This is a genomic window from Saccharibacillus alkalitolerans (assembly GCF_011090185.1).
Taxonomy (GTDB): Bacteria; Bacillota; Bacilli; order Paenibacillales; family Paenibacillaceae; genus Saccharibacillus; species Saccharibacillus alkalitolerans.
In genome coordinates this window covers 302,736-321,874 of the sequence record NZ_JAAFGS010000004.1, presented here as the reverse complement: position 1 = coordinate 321,874, position 19,139 = coordinate 302,736, and the positions used below count along the sequence as shown (strand labels likewise).

The 19,139-nt window shown below is 61.2% G+C and carries 14 protein-coding genes; 7 read left to right on the top strand and 7 right to left on the bottom strand.

Features of this window, described 5'->3' with window-relative positions:
* The first annotated feature begins 39 nt into the window (after positions 1-39).
* Together GYN08_RS13245 and GYN08_RS13240 are read left to right on the top strand one after the other, a co-directional pair.
* Complete coding sequence (locus tag GYN08_RS13245) at positions 40-711, top strand: NAD(P)H-dependent oxidoreductase (protein WP_166274937.1); 672 nt, start codon at positions 40-42, stop codon at positions 709-711.
* Positions 712-1,364: 653 nt separating this feature from the next.
* Positions 1,365-2,024 (top strand): LysE/ArgO family amino acid transporter, encoded by a 660-nt coding sequence (locus GYN08_RS13240; protein ID WP_166274935.1) that lies wholly within the window; start codon positions 1,365-1,367, stop codon positions 2,022-2,024.
* Positions 2,025-2,568: 544 nt separating this feature from the next.
* Here GYN08_RS13240 and GYN08_RS13235 read toward each other — a convergent pair.
* Positions 2,569-4,068: an alpha-amylase gene (locus GYN08_RS13235; protein WP_166274933.1), complete on the bottom strand. Its 1,500-nt coding sequence runs from the start codon at positions 4,066-4,068 to the stop codon at positions 2,569-2,571.
* A 381-nt stretch (positions 4,069-4,449) separates the two neighbouring features.
* On the opposite strand from GYN08_RS13235, the gene GYN08_RS13230 reads away from it, so the two are divergent.
* Positions 4,450-5,037, top strand: a complete 588-nt coding sequence (locus GYN08_RS13230) for a nitroreductase family protein (protein ID WP_166275601.1) — start codon at positions 4,450-4,452, stop codon at positions 5,035-5,037.
* Between the two features lie 108 nt (positions 5,038-5,145).
* On the opposite strand, the gene GYN08_RS13225 is transcribed toward GYN08_RS13230, so the two are convergent.
* Positions 5,146-6,063: a DUF72 domain-containing protein gene (locus tag GYN08_RS13225; RefSeq protein WP_166275599.1), complete on the bottom strand. Its 918-nt coding sequence runs from the start codon at positions 6,061-6,063 to the stop codon at positions 5,146-5,148.
* A 177-nt stretch (positions 6,064-6,240) separates the two neighbouring features.
* On the opposite strand from GYN08_RS13225, the gene GYN08_RS13220 reads away from it, so the two are divergent.
* Positions 6,241-7,668, top strand: a complete 1,428-nt coding sequence (locus tag GYN08_RS13220; RefSeq protein WP_166274931.1) for a DUF3658 domain-containing protein — start codon at positions 6,241-6,243, stop codon at positions 7,666-7,668.
* A gap of 99 nt (positions 7,669-7,767) precedes the next feature.
* On the opposite strand, the gene GYN08_RS13215 is transcribed toward GYN08_RS13220, so the two are convergent.
* The 3 genes from GYN08_RS13215 to GYN08_RS13205 form a co-directional block, all read right to left on the bottom strand.
* Positions 7,768-9,267, bottom strand: a complete 1,500-nt coding sequence (locus GYN08_RS13215) for an amidase (protein WP_206023742.1) — start codon at positions 9,265-9,267, stop codon at positions 7,768-7,770.
* Positions 9,268-9,466: 199 nt separating this feature from the next.
* Positions 9,467-11,086 carry a histidine kinase N-terminal 7TM domain-containing diguanylate cyclase gene (locus GYN08_RS13210; protein WP_166274927.1) on the bottom strand — a complete coding sequence of 540 codons (1,620 nt, stop codon included), beginning with the start codon at positions 11,084-11,086 and terminating at the stop codon, positions 9,467-9,469.
* Between the two features lie 190 nt (positions 11,087-11,276).
* Positions 11,277-11,786, bottom strand: a complete 510-nt coding sequence (locus GYN08_RS13205; protein ID WP_166274925.1) for a hypothetical protein — start codon at positions 11,784-11,786, stop codon at positions 11,277-11,279.
* Between the two features lie 205 nt (positions 11,787-11,991).
* Here GYN08_RS13205 and GYN08_RS13200 point away from each other — a divergent pair, with 205 nt between their 5' ends.
* Together GYN08_RS13200 and GYN08_RS13195 are read left to right on the top strand one after the other, a co-directional pair.
* A complete protein-coding gene (locus GYN08_RS13200; protein WP_235946230.1) occupies positions 11,992-12,591 on the top strand; it encodes a TVP38/TMEM64 family protein in 600 nt (199 codons plus the stop codon).
* Between the two features lie 190 nt (positions 12,592-12,781).
* On the top strand, positions 12,782-14,881 hold the full coding sequence (locus GYN08_RS13195) for a glycoside hydrolase family 36 protein (RefSeq protein ID WP_166274923.1): 2,100 nt from the start codon (positions 12,782-12,784) through the stop codon (positions 14,879-14,881).
* A gap of 270 nt (positions 14,882-15,151) precedes the next feature.
* On the opposite strand, the gene GYN08_RS13190 is transcribed toward GYN08_RS13195, so the two are convergent.
* Positions 15,152-15,328 (bottom strand): CsbD family protein, encoded by a 177-nt coding sequence (locus GYN08_RS13190; protein WP_166274921.1) that lies wholly within the window; start codon positions 15,326-15,328, stop codon positions 15,152-15,154.
* 603 nt (positions 15,329-15,931) lie between these two features.
* On the opposite strand from GYN08_RS13190, the gene GYN08_RS13185 reads away from it, so the two are divergent.
* Entirely contained in the window at positions 15,932-17,458 is a 1,527-nt protein-coding gene (locus tag GYN08_RS13185; RefSeq protein WP_166274919.1) for an ATP-binding response regulator, read from the top strand.
* A gap of 117 nt (positions 17,459-17,575) precedes the next feature.
* On the opposite strand, the gene GYN08_RS23965 is transcribed toward GYN08_RS13185, so the two are convergent.
* Positions 17,576-19,027: an HNH endonuclease gene (locus tag GYN08_RS23965; protein WP_268952879.1), complete on the bottom strand. Its 1,452-nt coding sequence runs from the start codon at positions 19,025-19,027 to the stop codon at positions 17,576-17,578.
* Positions 19,028-19,139 lie beyond the last annotated feature (112 nt).

The window sequence follows — 19,139 nt, the reverse complement described above, 5'->3', positions numbered from 1 at the left end:
TTATCGTTTTGCATATATGGGAAAAGGATGGCGGATGAAATGAGCAGCGAAACAAAAAGACAAGAAATTTTGGAGGCATACCGCTTCAGACATGCGACAAAATCTTTCGATCCCGCCCGGAAAATTCCGGACGAGGAATTCGAATTCATTCTGGAAACGGCGCGGCTGTCGCCGAGTTCGATCGGACTTGAGCCGTGGAAATTCGTCGTCGTGCAGAATCCGGAACTGCGGGAGAAGATTCGCGCGGTATCCTGGGGCGCCCAAGGCCAGCTGCCTACGGCAAGCCATTTCGTGGTCATTCTCGCGCGCCGCGACGTCCGTTACGATTCCCCGCATCTGGCGCAGCACATGCTGAACGTCAAAGGCTATCCGCAGGAATTGGTCGACCGGATGACGGGCGAGATTTATAAGTCGTTCCAGGTAACCGACTTCGATCTGCGCGACGAGCGCAGCCTGTTCGACTGGGCGTCGAAGCAGACGTATATCGCGCTCGGCAACATGATGACCGCCGCCGCTCAGATCGGCATCGATTCCTGCCCGATCGAAGGCTTCCACCGCGAGAAGCTGGACGCGGTGCTGGAAGAAGCCGGCCTGCTCGAGGACGGCGCCTACGGCGTCAGCGTCATGGCCGCTTTCGGCTATCGGAACAAGGACAAGGAACTGCGGCCGCAGACTCGCCGTACGCCGGAGGACGTCATCCGCTGGGTGTAAGGGGCGGATCGAACCGTACGGTATGGAATACGGCACGATAAAGGATAAGGATCGCCGGAAGGCGGTCCTTTTTTGTATGTATGCTTGTATGCTCGCGGGACATTTTTGCTTCCGGCGGCGAGCGGGATAGCGGTGAGCCGGCCGGATAAGCAATTGTCCCGCTCCCGACTCCTGGGCCCCGGCTCTTGCTTGATTCCTGCTGCCGACTTCTGGCTCCCGCCCCCTGCTTGACTCCAGCGCCCGACTTCTGGCTCCCGTGCTCTCCTTTTCGAAATAGCTGCGAAAGAGCACTTATTTTGCCTCAAAATGATCTTTTGGAGAAAATAAGTGCAGGAGAGCAGCTAATTGTACGTTTAATCTCCTTTTTCGGCCTGTTTTCGTGAAATAGCTGCTCTGGTGCAGTTATTTTTAAAAGTCGGGCGATAATTGAATAAATAAGTGCTTATACGCAGTTATTTTTCAACTTGGCAGGGTGCGTACGCCCGCTCTCGTGCAGTTCGAATCTCTCTTCGGCTTCGCAGACGGTAGAGGCTTCGGGGGAAGTCGGAGCGTCCCGTCCGAATCGGGTGGGTGAAAACCGTCCAATCGGCGGTTTTCTTTTTCTCCACGCATCGTATGATGGAAAAGGAAAAGAAAAAGGAGTCGATGTACGATTGGAAGCCATCCTGCACGGATTTATTCTGGCCTTCGGCCTGATTCTGCCGCTCGGCGTGCAGAACGTCTTCGTATTTACCCAGGGGGCCGCTCAGCTCCGCCTGTCCCGCGCGATGCCGGCCGTTCTGGCCGCGTCGCTGTGCGATACGCTGCTGATTCTGCTGGCCGTGTTCGGCGTCTCGGCCGTCGTGCTGAAGTTCGAAGCGCTCCGCATCGCGCTGATGCTGGCGGGGGTCTTATTCCTCGCCTATATGGGCTTGTCGCTGTGGCGCTCGAAGCCGGCTGCCTGGGGGAGCTCCGATAATCCGGGCACTCCCGGCAACGGGAACGGTACGGACGGCGCCGAGGCTCCGCCGCGCGCGCTGCCGGCTTCGAAGCAGATGATTTTCGCGATTTCCGTCTCGCTGCTCAATCCCCATGCCCTGCTCGATACGATCGGGGTGATCGGCACGAGCGCGCTCGTCTACGAAGGGCCGGCAAGGCTGCGCTTCGCTGCGGCCTGCGCCGCCGTCTCCTGGGTCTGGTTCGCCGGATTGGCCGGAGCGGGAGCCGTGCTGCGCCGATTCGACGGAAGCGGGCGATGGATGGCCTTGTTCAACAAAGGCTCGGCGCTGTTTATCTGGGGAACGGCGCTGTATTTGCTCTGGAGTTTGGCGTAAAATACATGGCTCAGGCCCTTGCCTGCTGCCGCGCCGAGAAGGCGCCTTCTCGGCGCGGCCATCCCGCATCGGGCCTGCCCCGGGCGTCTTCGAATCGCCGAATCCGCATGACAAAAATCCGTCCCTACGGCGAAATCGCCGCGGAGACGGATTTTTCGGCATGCCCGATCGAAAGGACGAGCGGAAAAGACGGTCCTGCTCGGACCGCCGAAGCCCGCTCGCTTTTTCAGAGCCTGCTCGGACCGCCGAAGCCCGCTCGCTTTTTCAGAGCCTGCTCGGACCGCCGAAGCCCGCTCGCTTTTTCGGGTCCTGCTCGGACCGCCGAAGCCCGCTCGCTTTTTCGGGTCCTGCTCGGACCGCCGAAGCCCGCTCGCTTTTTCGGGTCCTGCTCGGACCGCCGAAGCCCGCTCGCTTTTTCGGGGCCTGCTCGAATCGTCTAAGCCCGCTCGCTTTTTCGGAGCCTGCTCGAATCGTCTAAGCCCGCTCGCCTGTTCGGAGCCTGCCCGCATCATCGAAGCCCGCGAGGACCTTCCGTCCGTTCGCTTTACTGACCCTGCGCGTCCGCCGCGCAGTCCATGTTCCGGTCTTCTTCCGGAAGCGCCCAGACGGACACGCTGCCGCCGTTGACCGGGAAAGTGGCGAAGCCGTCTTCTTCGATCACGATTTTTTCGTCGCGCGTGTTCGTCAGGTCGATCCATTCCTCGCCGGCGCGTTCGGCGCCGACGTTCATGCGCTTCTCGCCGGCGTCGCCGTTGGAGATCACGACCGCGCAGCCGGAGCCGGCCACTTCTTCGATGCCTCTGCGCACCCAGCCGATCGTATTCGGATGATCGAAGTAGTCGTCCTGGTCGCCGTACGCTTTTTGGCAGCGGGCGTAGAGCAGCGGATCGATCGCCATCTTTTTGCCGTCGATCGGGTGTTCCCCGCCGATGCCGAAGTAGTCGCCGTAGAACACGCACGGGTAACCGTCGCGCCGCAGCAGAATGAGAGCGTACGCGCTCTGTTTGAACCAGTCCTCGATCCACGATTCCAGCGATTCGCCCGGCTGGGAGTCGTGGTTGTCCACGAAGGTGACGGCGTTCGTCGGGTGGGTCTGGACCAGCGTGTCGTCGAAAATTTTCGTCAGGTCGAACGCGCTGCCCGACTTGGACGCTTCGTGCAGCTTATAGTGCAGCGCGACGTCGAACAGGTCGATGCGGTAGTCGACATTGTCGAGGAATTCCCGGCAGGCGTTCAGGTCGTTGTTCCAGAACTCGCCGACGATGTAGAAATCTTCGCCGCGCTTGCGGGTCATTTCGCCCGCGAACTCGCGGATGAAATCATGGTTGATATGCTTGATCGCGTCGAGTCGATAGCCGCTGCACTGCAGCGTGTCGACGAGCCATCGGCCCCATTCCATCATTTCCTCGCGCACTTCCGGAATTCGATAGTCGATGTTGGCGAACATCAGGTAATCGTAATTGCCGAATTCGTTGTCCACCTTGTCGTCCCATCCCCGATTCTCGCCGCCGATCCGGTAGATCCCCGTGTTTCCGGTAGCGTTGTCGTAGTCCGTGCCGTTAAAATACCGGTAATCCCACTTGAAGGAAGAATACTGGTCACCGCGTCCCGGGAAGGTGAACTTGGTCCAACCTTCGATCTCGAACGGCTCTTCGGAGATGACGACGTTGCGGTCGTTCGGATCGACTTCGACGACTTTGAATCGCTCTGTCTCGTCCGCGCCGGCCTTATGGTTCATGACCAGATCGACATAGACGGCGATGCCGAATTCGTGGCAGGCCGCGATGGCGCTTTTCAGTTCTTCCTTCGTACCGTACTTGGTGCGGACCGTGCCTTTCTGGTCGAATTCGCCCAGATCGTACAGATCATATACGCCATAGCCGGTATCTTCCGCGGACTGCCCCTTGGTAACGGGCGGAATCCATACGGAGTCGATGCCCCACTTTTTCAGCTCTGGGGCCATTTCTTTCAGCCGGTTCCAATGCTCTCCGTCTGCCTGCACATGCCATTCGAAAAATTGCATCATTGTGTGATTTGCGGTCATAAACAAAGAGCCTCCTCATAATCTGCGTTGGATGGGGGTTCGGCTGACAGATCGCGCCGCGCCGGGGAAATACGTTGAATCGGGTATAAAAAAGGACGCATAAGGCGTCCGGCGTAATCGGTTGAGTCAAGGACAGGCCGAGGGCCGCCCTTCAAGTTGTAAGGCATCAAAAAGTCGCTAGCTAATAAGAATAATACAAGTTACCCGAAAGCGGGAGGAGCTAAACGAAGCGCACATTTTTTTACATAATTCAGGATTTCAAACGGATTTTGTGATTGGCAATGTTAAAGTTTCGGGGGCGCTGCTTGGGAGGGGGAGAAAAAAGGTAATAATAAGTTGGACTACTTTTTCGAGGAGGCGTTATTCTTGACGACCGAAAATATGCTGGAACTGATGCGAAACAGACGCAGTATCTACGGAATCAGCAAGGAACAGACGGCATCCGACGAACGAATCCGCGAACTGATCGAACAGACGCTGCTGCACGTGCCGTCGGCGTTCAATTCGCAGAGCGCGCGCGTCGTCGTGCTGCTCGGTGAACAGCACGACAAGCTGTGGGACTTCACAACCGCCATTCTGAAGGAGATTGTTCCGGCAGAAAACTTTGGACCTACGCAGGAAAAAATGGACGGATTCAAAGCCGGTTACGGCACGATCCTCTTCTTCGAGGACGAGTCGGTGATCCGCGGCATGCAGGAGCAGTTCCAGGCCTATCAGGACAATTTCCCGATCTGGTCGCAGCAGTCGTCGGGCATGCACCAGTACGCGATCTGGACGCTGCTGGAGGCGGAAGGCTACGGCGCTTCGCTCCAGCACTACAATCCGCTGATCGACGAGAAGGTCAAGCCGGAATGGGACATTCCGGAAAGCTGGAAGCTGATCGCGCAGATGCCGTTCGGCAAACCGACCGCTCCGGCCGGCGAGAAGCAGTTCAAGCCGCTGGAAGAGCGCTTGAAGTGGTTTAAGTAAGCTTCGGCGTTCGCTTGAGGCGCAGCCATAGACCTATGAAAAAGACCGCTCTCCGATCGTCGTCAGGACGCCGGGGCGGTCTTTTTCCGTTTTTCGGATTGTTTTATTTTAAAAAAGCTTTTCCTGCCGCGGTTCGGGTTCATCCCGCGATTCCGGCTCGTTCGGCTGCAAAGACGGATCTTCGGACTGCTGCGGCGGCCACGGCGCGCCTTCCGGAATAGGCTGTCCGAGCAGCTCCATCAGTTCCAGCGCGTTCGGCGTGGCATCCTTGTCGGAGTTGTTGTTGAACGCGACGTACACATGTTTCGACTGCTTGGCCAGATCGAGCAAAATGTCGCGCCACTCCTTCAGTTCCTCCGTGCTGTAGCGGTACAGATAGCGCAGCTTGCGCCAATTGGGATCGCTGCTCTTGTGCCAGCCGCCGACGTTGCGCCCGTGCATGCGGACGTACGTGGCTTCGTCGCTGGTCGCCCGTGCGATGATCGGGATGGAGCCGCTGCCGGCCTGCGGCTCGTCGACGACGGTCTGAATCCAGCCTTCCTTGCGCATGAAATCGAGCGTCTTGTCGCGGAACTGCGGCGAATACCACGATTGATGCCGGAATTCGAGCGCGCACGGCACGTCTTTCATGAATTCGCGCGTGACGCGCAGCTTCTCGACGTTCTCGCGGGTGCAGTCGAACCAGGGCGGATACTGGAACAGCGTCATGGTAAGCTTGTTCGCTTCGACGACGGGCGCGAGGCTCGTATGGAAAGCGGCGAACATCTCCTCCGGCGTATCGAAGTAATTCTTTTTGCCGCGCAGATGGCCGGTCATGCCCTGATACGCCTTGATCACGAACCCGAAATCGTCCGGCGTCTGCGACACCCACTTTTCGTAGTTCTTCACGGGCTGGATCGCGTAAAAGGAGCTGTCCAGCTCCACCAGCTTGAACGTCTCGCTGTAAGCGGGCAGCCGCTCGGCGGGTTTCTTTTTGCCGTACAGTTCGTCGTGGTCGCTGAAATTGGTCAATCCGATCGTGATGATGGGAATCCCCTCCTTGGCGAGGCTTTAACTTGCGCTGTCTTAGTTATTAAACGAAACGGCGCGGACGAAATCCGGGAAAAGAATGCGGCCGCAGGTCGTTTTCCGATAAAATGGAACCGGAGACTGGGCGTCGGGAAGGCGCGGAAGACGAACAGAAGCGGCGGGAGGAAAATAACGATGGACGAGAACGATGAAAAGGTTGCGGCGCAGCAGGCGGAAAAATTGAAGCATGCGGCCGCGGTGCGGCAGATGGCCGAAGACTTGAACGAGGCGCAGCTGCGAGACGTGCTGACGAAGTTGATGCTGCACCGGGAAGCCGGCCGGGAGTGGATGGAATTCTGCCGATCCGCGGTGGAAAAGGAATGGAGGCCGGCGGATCCGGAAGGCATGGAATACCTGCATATCGCCCCGGACGTCTCGACGGGAGGCAGCCTGAAGCAGGCTTTTCGAACGGAGATCGAACGGGAACAGCAGCGGGTTGCGGCTTGGCGCGATCATCTGGCCTGCGGGCCGCTTACGGGAGTGGAGCAAAGAGAAGGATGGCTTCGGCGATTGGCCTGGCTCGGGCAGATGCACGGCTCGGACGATCTCGACGGCATGCGCGATCTGGACAAAGGCTATCGGGAGATAACGGAGCTTCCCGGACGCGTATCGGCCGACACGGGGATCGTGATCTGGGCTGCGGGAAACGCGGCGGAGCAGATCGCTCTGCGCTGGCTGCTGTTCCTGTTCCGCGAATTTACGGGCAGCGTGTACGTGATCGATGCTCCGGCTGTTACGGCCGGTTTGACCGGTAGATCGGATGCCGTCTTTTTGAAAAGCGGGGAGCTGTCGGCGGATAAGCTGCGTTCGGTCTGGGAGCGCGCCGTTCAAACCGGCTTGGCCGAATACGCGCTGACCGGGCAGCGGCGGCGGCAGATGGAAAGCGAATGGGAAGTCTTGTCGGCAGGCAAGCATACCCTTCACCGATATGGGGAGGGCCGGATTGTCGGGGTGCCGGAAGATTATTATGACGCTTATTTGCTGGAGACCGCGAAGAAAGTCTGCGGCCGCCGCGGCGAGTATCGCAAAGCCGCGCGCGTCATCGGCGAAGCACTGGGACAGAGCGAGGAACCGCTGGACGACAGCTTTCTCAATCACCGTTTGAGCTCTCTCGTTTATGCGGGACGATTGGAATTCAAGGGAGTTCCCCGGCAGATGCGAATGTACGAAGTCAGGCCCGCGGCAAGCGGTTCGGCCGGGATCGGCCGAGCGGCCGGCTCCCGGGAAAAATCGGCGGAAGAACTGGCGCAGCGCCAGCTTGATCGGTATAACGCCCACGATCTGGAAGGTTTTTTGGACGTGTACGCGGAAGACGCGCGCCTCTACAACCTGCTGGACGGCTCGCTGATCGCGGAAGGAAGGGACGCTATGCGCGAGCGCTATCGCAGACGCTTCGAAGTCGACAAGGTGCATGCGGAGCTGGTGAACCGGATGGTGATCGGCAGCCGGGTTATCGACCACGAGCAGGTCACGCAGGCGGGCTCGGACCGGGCGACGCAGGCGGCCGCGATCTACGAAACGGCCGGCGGGCTGATTCGCGAAGTCTGGTTCGTATACGAATAAACGGCGCATAACCAAGCAGAAGGCCCGACTCCGCAGAGCGGAAACGGGCCTTCTCAAGCGGGAAGCGCGTTACGCGGCGAGCTTTCGCCCGCCTTCCGGTCAGCCCATCATCGGGTTGCCCCGCATCCCGATCCACAGCTCCGACTGTTCCAGCTGCGCGGCCATGCGCAGCAGCAGATCCTCGCGTCCCTTGGCCGCGATCATCTGCACGCCGAGCGGCAGGCCGTCTTCGGTCAGATGCAGCGGCAGGCTGGTCGCCGGCTGGCCCGTGAGATTGGCGAGCTGGGTGAACGGGGTATAGGTCAGGCTGCGTTCGAAGATGTCGTAGAGCATCTGACGCTGTTCGTTCGTCGACAGCTCGCTGACCCGCATCCACGGCGCGATCTCGCCGGGCTTGTGCGTCAGTTCGCCGACGCGCGGAGCCTGGAAAGCGGCCGCCGGCGTAACGTACAGATCGTAGCGGGCGGACAGTTCCGCCATTTGGGCCGCGGCGACGTCCCATTCGTTCAGGCTGTGCACGAACTCGGCGGCCGAGACGTTTTTGCCGGCTTCCGCGAATACCCAGGTGATGATGTCCACTTCGTCCGGGCGGATGGCGCGGCCGAGCATCTGTTCCAGCGAGATGAACATGGCGGAGACTTCGCCGGCGTTCATCGTGTAATAGTTCTCCATCAGCCGCACGCCGTTGACCGGGCTCAGCTTCTCTTCGACGTCGTGTCCCTGCTTCTCGAGCCAACGGACGGTCTTCATGACCGCGGCCGCGGCGTCTTCGCTTACCGGCGTGCCGACCGGCGAAGCGGTCGTGTAGGCGATGCGAAGCGGGCGCGGATGAGGCGTCCGCATATCTTCGGCGTAGACGCCCGGATAGAGGGGCGTCTGGAACGCGGCTTCGGGCTGCAGCACCTGCAGCAGGTCCAGCAGCGCGGCGCTGTCGCGCACGGTGCGCGACAGGGCGAAGTCGATCGACGCGCCCTGCCATTGTCGGCCGACGCCGGGGCCGACCGGGGTTCGGCCGCGCGTCGGCTTGAGGCCGAACAGGCCGGTGAACGACGCCGGGATGCGGATCGAGCCGCCGCCGTCGCTCGCGCCGGCCGCCGGCACGATGCCCGAAGCGATCGCGGCCGCCGCGCCGCCGCTGGAGCCGCCCGGGGAATGGTCGGGATTCCACGGATTCCGGGCCGGACCGTGCAGCGCCGGTTCGGTAATGTTCTTGAGTCCGAACTCCGGCGTGTTCGTGTGGCCGAGCGGGATGAAGCCGCCGGCGCGCAGCCGGGCGACGTAGTTGGAATCCCGGCGGGCGATGTTATTTGCGAGCAGCGCGGAACCGGACGTCAGCGGTTCTCCGGCCAGCGCCTGCGAGATGTCTTTCAGCAGGTACGGCACGCCGGCGAACGGGCGCTCCGTGCTGGGAAGCGGCATGGCCGCCGCTTCTTGCAGCGCGGCTTCCCGGCGCTCGCGGACGACGGCGTTCAGCCGCGGGTTAACTTCGTCCATCCGGGCGAACGCGGCTTCGGCCAGCTCGGCGGCGGATACTTCGCGCCGGCGCAGCAGTTCCGCCAAGCCGACGGCATCGTATTGGACGTATTGTTCGAACTTCATGGACATCTCCTTCTTTCTTCTGCGCCGGACTGCGCTCCCGGCAGAGGGAGGGGAGGCATGCAGCCGTGCGGCGGATCATGGAATCATTGTACAACAAAGCCGGCCGGGAAACGAAATTCCCGGCCGGCCGTCGATCGTACTCGAGTTCGCGGTGTCGTTCCTATCGGGCTCCGGCCGGCCGCTTCCGGCCTGGCGGCTTTCAGGCCCCCGCCGCTCCTTTTTTCAGGTCCGGTTCCGCCTCGTCCTCTTCCTCGAGCCGTTCGCCCGCGGCCAGCTGCACGTTGTTGCGGCCGCCCTGCTTGGCGCGGTACAGCGCGTCGTCCGCGAGCTTGGTCAGCCGCTTGAGCGGCCGGCCCGGACGGGCTTCCACCAATCCGAAGCTGGCTGTCACGCCGACCGGTCCGGCGCTTGTCGATACCGGGCCGGAAGCCAGTTCGCGTCTGACGCTTTCGAGCAGGGCGTAGGCGTTTTCCACGGTCCGGCCCGGCATGCACAGCGCGAATTCTTCTCCGCCGTAGCGCCCGAACACGTCCCGGTCGCCCAGATAAATTTTGCAGGCGTGCACGACGTGGCGAATGACGAGGTCTCCCACATCGTGGCCGTAGGTGTCGTTGATCGACTTGAAGCGATCGATATCGAACAGGGCAAGGGTCAGCGGTTCGCCGGCCTGCCAGGCTTCGAGGATCAGCTTTTCCGTGCGTTCGACGAAGTGGGTACGGTTGTAGATCTGAGTCATGCCGTCGTGCGTCGCCATTTTCTCCAGCTTGCGATGGAGCAGGACGCTCTCGGTGACGTCGAGCACGACGACGGTTCTGCCCGCCATGGCTCCGCCTTTGCGGTTATAGACAGGGGAGGAGCGAATGCGGTAATAGCGGACTTCGTGTCCGTCCACCCATTCGATCTGCCGATCTTCGGCCTCGAGAAAGGCCATGTCGGCGTCTTCGGGGCGAAGATGGCGCTTGGGAAAGGCGTCCGCGGCTCCCGCCCCGATCAGATCGGGCTTCAGGAACGGAAACATCCGGGAAGCGGCTTTGTTGTAATCGGCGAGCCGCCCGGCAGGATCGAGAATCAGCACGCCGTCGCGCATGCTTTCCAGAATGTTCTCGCGCACGATCGGAGTCGAGGTCAGCATGCCGGCGGAAAAAATGGCCCAGCAGTAGAGCAGATTGGTCAGACTCATCGTAGCGGGAACGGGATCGATATGATGCGGCGTCAGGTTAACGGTGTAGATCAGGGAGGTGAAGATCGGCACGAAAAGACCGATGAACATGACGGCCGTCTGCTTGCGGTAGACGTTCAGCGTGCGGCGCATGTGGAGGGCCAGCAGCCACATGCCCACCACTCCGCATCCCAGCGTATAACTGCCGTTGACGACGTACCAAACGCCCATTTTGAAATCCGCAAGAATCCACGGCACGTCTTCGCGCAGCCCGATACTTTGATAGACGAGTCCGTGCAGGTCGTTGGTCAGCATCAGCAGGGAAGTCATCGCGGGAATGGCAAGCATGGCGGCGGCTGCGCGGGGAGTCATCATTCGTTCGCGTCCGATGTAGTGGAAGACGACCAGGAGGTTCAGCGGCGAGATAAAAGGAAGGCCCAGATACTCGAAGGCGATCCAGAACTTGATGCTTTCAAGCGAAGAACTGGCCAATTCCAGCGCGCTGCCGAACGTATACACGGCGGTCGCCGCGGACATCCATACGAACAGGCTCATCCCCGTGAAGCGGGTTTTATGAAAAGAGGCATATAAGGCGAGCAGGATGCTGAATACGCCCGACATCGCGAAGAGGGCAATAAAAGTGGAGAATGCGGCGCTCATAAACGTGGAGACTCCTGTCTGTTGAGTGATGATTTACATGGATGGATGCAAGCTGAGGCGGCGGAGCATGCACTGATCGCAAATATTTGCAATGAGCAGTCTCACATGTTCAATAGCATGAAAATCATATCACAAAAAAGCGCCGTAAAGGCGCTTAATCGAGCGGAAATCCGGAAATAAATTCGCGCATTCAAACAGAAGACCAGAGGGCCTTCAGCGGACCGTCTTCGCCGTGCAGAGGGTCGGTACGCGGCAGCGGAACTTCGGCGATCTCGCCGAGCGCCTGCTCCCGTTTGCCGTCGTTTTCGACTCTCGTGTTGTAATCCATGCCGTCGGGGTAAGCGCCCACGATTCGAAAGCCGCCGCTGGCCGTGATACGCTTATGGCCGGTGCCGGCGGGAAGCACGACGACGTCGTCCGCCTTCAGGTCGAACGCCCGCCCGCTTTCGCCTCCGAGCTGGAGCAGGATCGTGCCGTGCGTAACGCCGAGCACTTCGTGCGTGTTGCTGTGATAGTGGTGATAGTCGAATACGCCGTTTTCCCAGCTGTTGCGCCAGCCGTTGCCGTTGAACACCGATTCGGCCCATTCGGGCTTATCGCTCAGCGCCCCCGGATACAGAATCACGGGAAGCTTCGGATTGTTGGGGATGATGCCGTCGTCCTCGAAGAAAAAAGGTTGCGGGTCGCTTTTGACCTTCATCGTTTACGCCTCCGTTTCGTCGGCCGTTCCCGAATGGCGGAAAGCTTTCGGCCGTATGGCCATCATTACCCCCGAATGCGCCGCGGCGAACGGGCGGGGTTGCGAGAAAATCCACAATTCGGCGGCAAAAAACGTCATTTACCCGATATAATAGCGGATATGCCGGCTGCGGCCGGACCAAGGAAACCAGAGAGGGGCGCGAATCTTGCCGGACCTTTACCTGTTATCGTATATGACGGAGGAAAATTTGCACGAGTGGCTGGAACGCTTTCGCTCGCTGGGTCCGCTGCCCGGCATTTTCCTGACGTTTCTGAAATCTTTCGTTCCCCCGCTGCCGACCGCCGTGATCGTAGGCGTCAACGCGGCGGCTTACGGATTGTGGCTCGGCTTCCTGTATTCGTGGATCGGGCTGATCGCAGGCTGCATGACGACGTTTCTGATCGTACGGGCGATCGCGTCGCATCCGTATTTTCTGCGCTGGGCGGAACGGCCGAAGGTGCAAAAAAGCATGCTGTGGGTGCGCCGCAACGCTTTCAGCTTCGTGTTCATTCTCAGCATGATGCCGGTCGGCCCGTTCGCGATCGTCAACACGGCGGCCGCGATCGCGCGCATGCCGAAGCTGGCGTTTTTCCTGGCCATTGCCGGAGGGAAAGCGATCATGGTGCTGGCCGTGTCGTACGTGGGGCACGATCTGGGGCGGTTTGCCGAGCGGCCTTACGAGCTGCTGTACGTGATCGCGTTTTTGGCGCTGTCGTTTTGGGGGAGCCGGAAGGCGGAAGCTTACTTTACCCGGGAGTCGGCCTAGGAGTTTGGGAGCGCGGAGATTTGCGGGGGAGAGGAGCTGCCTCGGGAAGCTTCCGCTCCTATACGGGGCTTACCTGTGGTCCGGATGAAATAAAGCGTTATCATCCGGTCGGCCGTGCGGTATAATCGGGGTAGCATCACAGCACACAAGTCTGCGCGGAAGAAGGCGGCGGACGGAGAAGGGGAGCGGGATGGGGCAGAGAATCGAGCTTTTCGAAAACGGTTTAAATCTGGTGGTCGAGGTGACGAAAGAAGGGGATGTGCGCTTCCTCCACGGGGGCTGCCTGCCCTATGACGAGTCGGCGGTCGACGAGAAGGCGAAGCCGGGATTCCGGCTGCTGGAGGTACAGCTCAGCGGGGAAGACCGCGACGAGTACCACGGCCGCAGCCACCGGGCCTCTTATCCGGGACTGCGGATGCGGTACGTCCGTCATTACGAGGAGCGGAACGGAATCGGGCTGCTGTTTGCGCTGGAAACGAAGGACGAAGCGACGGGGCTTGCGGCGGCGTCCTTTTTCCAATTCCATGACGGGCTGCAGGTATTCAAAAGCTGGACGGAACTGCGCAACGAAGGCTCGGAAGAGATGGGCGTGGAATACGTCTCGTCGTTCTCGCTGAACGGATTGGCGAAGGAGGGGGCTGGCGATCAGGACGACAAAATGAAGCTGCATCTGGCGCACAACGGCTGGCAGAGCGAAGTGCAGTGGCGGACGAACACGCTGCCGGAGCTGGGCTTGTCGCATATGACCGACCGCAGTTCGAAAAGGGTATCCCTAAGCAATACCGGCTCCTGGGCCGCCGCCGAACACCTTCCGATGGGACTGCTGGAAAACGCCGAGGCGGAGACGACGCTGTTCTGGCAGATCGAGCACAACGGATCATGGCACTGGGAGCTGTTGAACCAGTTCGACCATCTGTCGCTGCTCGTCAGCGGGCCTTCGGAGCACGACCACGGTTGGTGGAAAAGGCTGCAGCCTGGCGAGACATTCGTCAGCGTGCCCGTCGCGGTCGGCTCCGTGCGCGGAGGATTCGAGGAAGGGATCGGCGAGCTGACCCGCTACCGCCGCCTCATCCGCCGTCCGAACACGGACAACGAGAAGCTGCGCATCATTTTCAACGATTACATGAACTGCCTCTGGGGAGATCCGACGACGGAGAAGCTGCTGCCGCTCATCGATGCCGCCGCGGACGTGGGCTGCGAATATTTCTGTATCGACTGCGGCTGGTACTCCCCCGGCGTCTGGTGGGACGGCGTGGGGCAGTGGCTGCCGTCGGAGGAGCGCTTCCCGGAAGGCATCAAGTACGTGCTCGATTATATCCGCGGCAAAGGCATGATTCCGGGACTGTGGCTCGAAATCGAGGTCATGGGCGTCAACAGTCCGAAGCTGGCGGAGACGGACGATTCCTGGTTCTTCATGCGCCACGGAAAAAGGGTCAAAGACCGCAGCCGCTATCAGCTCGATTTCCGGAATCCCGCGGTCGTCGCCCACGCGGACGAAGTCATCCGGCGCCTGGTCAAAGATTACGGCGTCGGCTACATCAAGATGGACTACAACATCAACGCGGGGCTCGGCACGGAAACGGATGCCGACAGCTTCGGCGACGGGCTGCTCGGGCATAACCGGGCGTACTTGTCTTGGATCGACCGGGTGTTCGAGGCGTATCCGGAACTCGTGATCGAGAACTGCTCCAGCGGCGGGATGCGTATGGACTATGCCATGCTCAGCCGCCACAGCATCCAATCGACGAGCGATCAGGAGGATTACGTCAACTACGCGCAGATCGCGGCGAGTTCTCCGGCGGCGCTCACGCCGGAGCAGTCGGCGATCTGGTCGTATCCGCTGCGCGAAGGCGACGACGAAGAAGTCGTGTTCAATATGGTGAACGCGCTGCTGCTGCGGGTGCATCAGAGCGGGCATCTGGCGGAGCTGAGTCCGCCGCGCCGCGAGCTGGTGCGCGAAGCGCTGGAGGTGTATAAAGCCATTCGCGGCGATATCCGCGACAGCCTTCCGTTCTGGCCGCTGGGGCTGCCGAAGGTCGAGGACGGCTGGGTCAGCTTCGGCCTGCGCCGAGGCGGCAGGCGTTATATCGCCGTATGGCGGCTGGACGACGAGGCGAACGAAGCCCGGCTTCCTCTCTCCGGAATGGCCGGCAAAGCGGCGGACTGCCGCCTGTTGTATCCGCAGAGCCGCCCCGGAGGCGGCTGCGTCTGGGATGCGGAAGCCGGTGTCCTTAAGGTAAGACTGGAGCGCAGTCGTACCGCGAGATTGTTCGAAGTGACGGAGCGCTGACCGGCTGATCGAACGCGGTGATCCGCATTCGGCCCGGTTCCGAATTTTTCCGGAACGGCAAAAAACCGCATCCCGCATTCGCGGGGGCGGTCTTTTTTTGATTTCGTAACCGAAGCCTTCAGGCTAAGGCCGACGCCGATCGGCTCGGCGCCGTTCGCTCGATGGAAGTCAATCCTGTGTATGGGAAGAGCGCGAATGTCGCGCAATGAACCGCCCGAAGGCGGAAACATCAAACACTGCCTCAAGCTTCGGCCTGGCCGGCTTGGGGAATTAATGGCGGTCTTTGAGATCGCCGATTTTGTCTTGAACTTCGCCCTTGGCCTTATCCATTTTACCTTCAGCCTGCATCGAAGGATCATTCTTGGCGTTGCCTACCTGGTCTTTGATTTCGCCTTTGGCTTTGTTGACGCCGCCTTTGATTTTATCGCTCAATCCGTTGTCTGCCATGCTGAACAGCTCCTTCTCTTCTAGGGATAAATTCAGGTGCGTTTCTGATCTTTATATACCCGCACAGGTCGCTTTCTAAACGAAAAAAGCCCCTGTTCGAATATTCGGCGATCCTGCAAAAGGGAAGAACGGACGGCGGATCGAAAGTAATCAATTGTTTTGATTGGACGCCTCCCCCCGTCGTAGTGCTATAATGATTCCAAATACGACCCACCGCGAAATTCGGAAACTTTTTCTCCGGCACGCCCAACGAATGAGGCCGATCTCCCGTTTTTTGGAGTATAGAGAGCGTTTCGATCCTTTGGATGCCGCCACTTCTTCCGCACCCGATCTGCCGGATGGAGGCTTAAGTCTCTCCGGTCCGATACACTTGCCATCCTTGCCCTTCTCCTTCCGCCGACGAACATGCCGAACACAGGGCTTCTATTCAAAAAAATGATCGCTTTGCACGTTCTTTACTTTTTTGCCTCTTGTCCGCAGTTCGGGCCGCTTGAACGGGCTCGGCTGCCGGACGGCCGACCGCTGCCGATCGAGGAAACGGAATTGCCGGTCAGCGCACGATAGAGAAGTTCCTGATCCTTATGGAAAGCAGGTGAACGAAAAATGGAATATTCGACGCAAACGGGATTATGCCCGTCGCCCGCTCTGAGCGAAGCCGCCGAGGATCTGCTGGCGCTTGCCGCGGATATGACGGAAGCGGAGACGCTGTTTGTCGCCAAACGGACGGATGCGGGCATGCGGACGCTGATTGTCTGGGGACGGAAGCAGGACGGCATCCGGGCCGGCGAACCGCTGCGGATTCCCGAAGGAAACCGCGGCCCTATCGGCCTGACGGTGCCGCTGCCGTTTTCGGTACAGGGAGAACAAGGGCTGGTCGGGGCGCTCCGCGAGGGCGAGGCTTTCGGAAGCAGGGAAGAAACCGCGCTGAAACGGACCGCTTCGGTGATTGCCCGCCTGGCCGAGTCCGAACAGAAGAGCGGTGCGCTGAAGAGGGAAAACCAGCTGCGGCGCGGACGGGAAAACGCCGAGCAGGTCGCCCGGCAGACGGGAGAGCTGCTCGCCATCATGGGTCATGAGATCCGTACGCCGATGAACGGAATCGTGGCGATGTCCCAACTGCTGAAGGAGACCGGGCTGACGGAGGAACAGCGGCAGTATTTGCAGATTATCGAGGACAGCCAGCAGTCGCTGCTGGAGTTGGTCGGAAGCATCCTCGATTACGGCAAGCTCGAAGCCCGGCAGATGAAGCTTGAGCTTGCGCCCATGGACTTGATCGAAGCGCTTGAAGAGACGGCGTACCAGTTTGCCGCGAAGGCGGCTCAGCGTTCGGAGCTCGAGCTTACGCTGGATCTGGATCTGGACCCGTCGCAGGTTCTGATCGGGGACGTGCGCAAGATTCGCCAGGTCGTCAGCAACCTGGTCAGCAACGCGGTCAAGTTCACGCCCGCCGGCGAGGTGCGGATTACGGCGCGGCGGCTGGAAGGCGAAGGACCGGAACGGGCCTGGATCGAATTTTGCGTTTGCGATACCGGCATCGGCATCTCGGAAGCGGGGATCGAGCGGCTGTTTCACGACTATGCGCAGGTGCATCGGCCGGAGGAAGGCGACTACGGCGGCACCGGGCTGGGCCTGTCGATCAGCAAGCGTCTGGTCGATTTGATGGGCGGGAAGATTTGGGCGGAAGGCAGCAAGGGGCAGGGGACCCGAATGACTTTCGTGCTGCCTATCGAAGTCGGAGACGGACACGGCGCTCCCGTTCCCGATACGGATGCTCTGAAGGGACGGCGGGTTCTGGTTGCGGCCGGCGGGAGCGGCACGCGCGACACGCTGACGCGGCTGGTCGGCCGTCTGGGCATGGAAGTCCGCCAGGCCGCCGGCGCAGAGGAGGCGGCGCTGATGCTGACGCGCGAAGGACCTTTCGATCTGCTGCTCAGCGATTGGGATGTCGTCGGGGAAGCGGAGGCGCGGATGTCCGCTTCTCCCGCTTCGCCGCCGCTCGTGCTTCTGCTTCCGCTCGCCCACGGCGCCGCAGCCGAATCCGGGGGCAGGCCTCCGGTCGCTTCGCTCACGAAGCCGGTGCGCAGGGCGAGGCTGTTCGCGGCGCTGAACCTGGCCTGCGGCGAAAGATAACGCGGAGCCGGCCGTCCGCTTCGCCCAAAAAGACCTTTCAGGCAGGCCCGCAGCGGTGCGGGTACCCGAAAGGTCTTTTGCATGAAGAAAAAAGGATGCGGCCGGCGGGACGATCCGTTACCGTTTTGCCGATTGCGTTTCGGCATCCGATTCGCCGAAAGAAGGTTCGAACGGTTCGGCATCTTCCATGAATTCGTCCAGGTCGCGATCCGCTTTGTTCTGGTTGCAGAGCATGCAGGCGCAGACGCAGTTGAGAGGCGTCGTATGGCCGCCTTTTGCCCTCGGCAGCAGATGGTCGATCGTATCGCCGTATTCGCCGCAAAAATGGCAGGTGTAGCGGTCCCGTTCCAAAATATAACGCCGGAAAGAACGGTTCGTGTACAGCCGCCGAATCGTAAAGCGATTCACGACGACGGCCGCGTGCTCGCGCACGAGGCAGCGCGCCATTTCGAGATCCGTCTCCTGCTGCCAGCGCCGGCCTTTATCGGTTCGGCCGCGCATGCGGATCGTACCCTGCCGCGTCGGTCGGAGCTCGTTCTCCCGGGTCGGCTCCAGAAGGGCATCGGCCGGCGGCTCCGGCGGCGGACGCCGGACGCGCCGTTTGGGAGCGGCAAGGGCCGCTTCGGCCTCTTCCGGCAGCGCTCTCGGCGGCCGTGCCGCCGCCGAAGGCGGAAGCGGATCGGAAGCCGCTTCGATCTCGCGGCCGGCGGCGCGGCGCTTGCGGCATTCGCGGCAGGCGCCGCGCCGCGATTCGCTGCCGGACCTCTTGCCGGTCCGGCGCAGGAAATCCCCCAGCGGCTTGCTTTCGCCGCAGTACAGGCAGACCTTGACGCCGCGCGTCTCGGCGTCGGAGCCCGAGTCGCCTGCCGCTTCGTTCGCAGGCGACTCGGGCCGCGGAGCGGCGGGCGGCGGAATTTCCGCCGCCGGAAAGCGGGGCTCCGGCGGCTCCGTGCCGGCCCCCGTCGCCGCCTTCGCGGCGCTCCGCCGACGCTTGCGGCGGCGTTTGCGCGGCTTGGCGCCTGCTTCCGCAGGCGGCTCGGATTCGGCCGGAACGTCCCGGCCGCCCTGCGGCTCAGGTTCGGATTCGCCGGACCCGGCGGTTGCCGCTTCGTCTCCTTCGCCGGCCGGGGCGGCCGAAGCTTCTTCCGCAAGAGCGCCGTTTCCTGAACCGGATGCGTCCGCTCCCGAACCGGAGCGCTTGCGGCGTCTGCGCCCGCGCTTGCGTTTGCGTCCGGCGTTCGCGTCGGCTTGCGGGTCCGCTTCCTTCCCGTCCGCGCCGCCGCTCCCTGCCGGCGTCTGCGCTTCGCGATCCGTCTGGCTCTGCGGTCGAAGAGCTTCGGTGCCGCTCCGTTCCGCCGCGCTGTCCGGGGCGGCGTTTTTTTTGGCGCCGCGCCGCCGCTTGCGCTTGCGGGAACCGTTCCGGGCAGGCGGCTCGCCGGCCGAATCCCGATTCGATTCGCTGCGTTCCTGTGCCGGATTTTCTGCATCGTGAACGGAGGAGGGGGGAGGCGTCGGCGGGTTTGTCGAGAGCTCGGGCGTCGTGTCTTTAGAGGGTCTTTTGCGTCCCATAAGTATTCCTCCTTTCTAAGTAGGGCGTTTGCGTCGTCGATAAGGGGCGTCCGGCGAAGAATAAGCGGCAGGAATACGCGTCTGTCCGGCGTGCCGGTCCGAGCCGATGCGG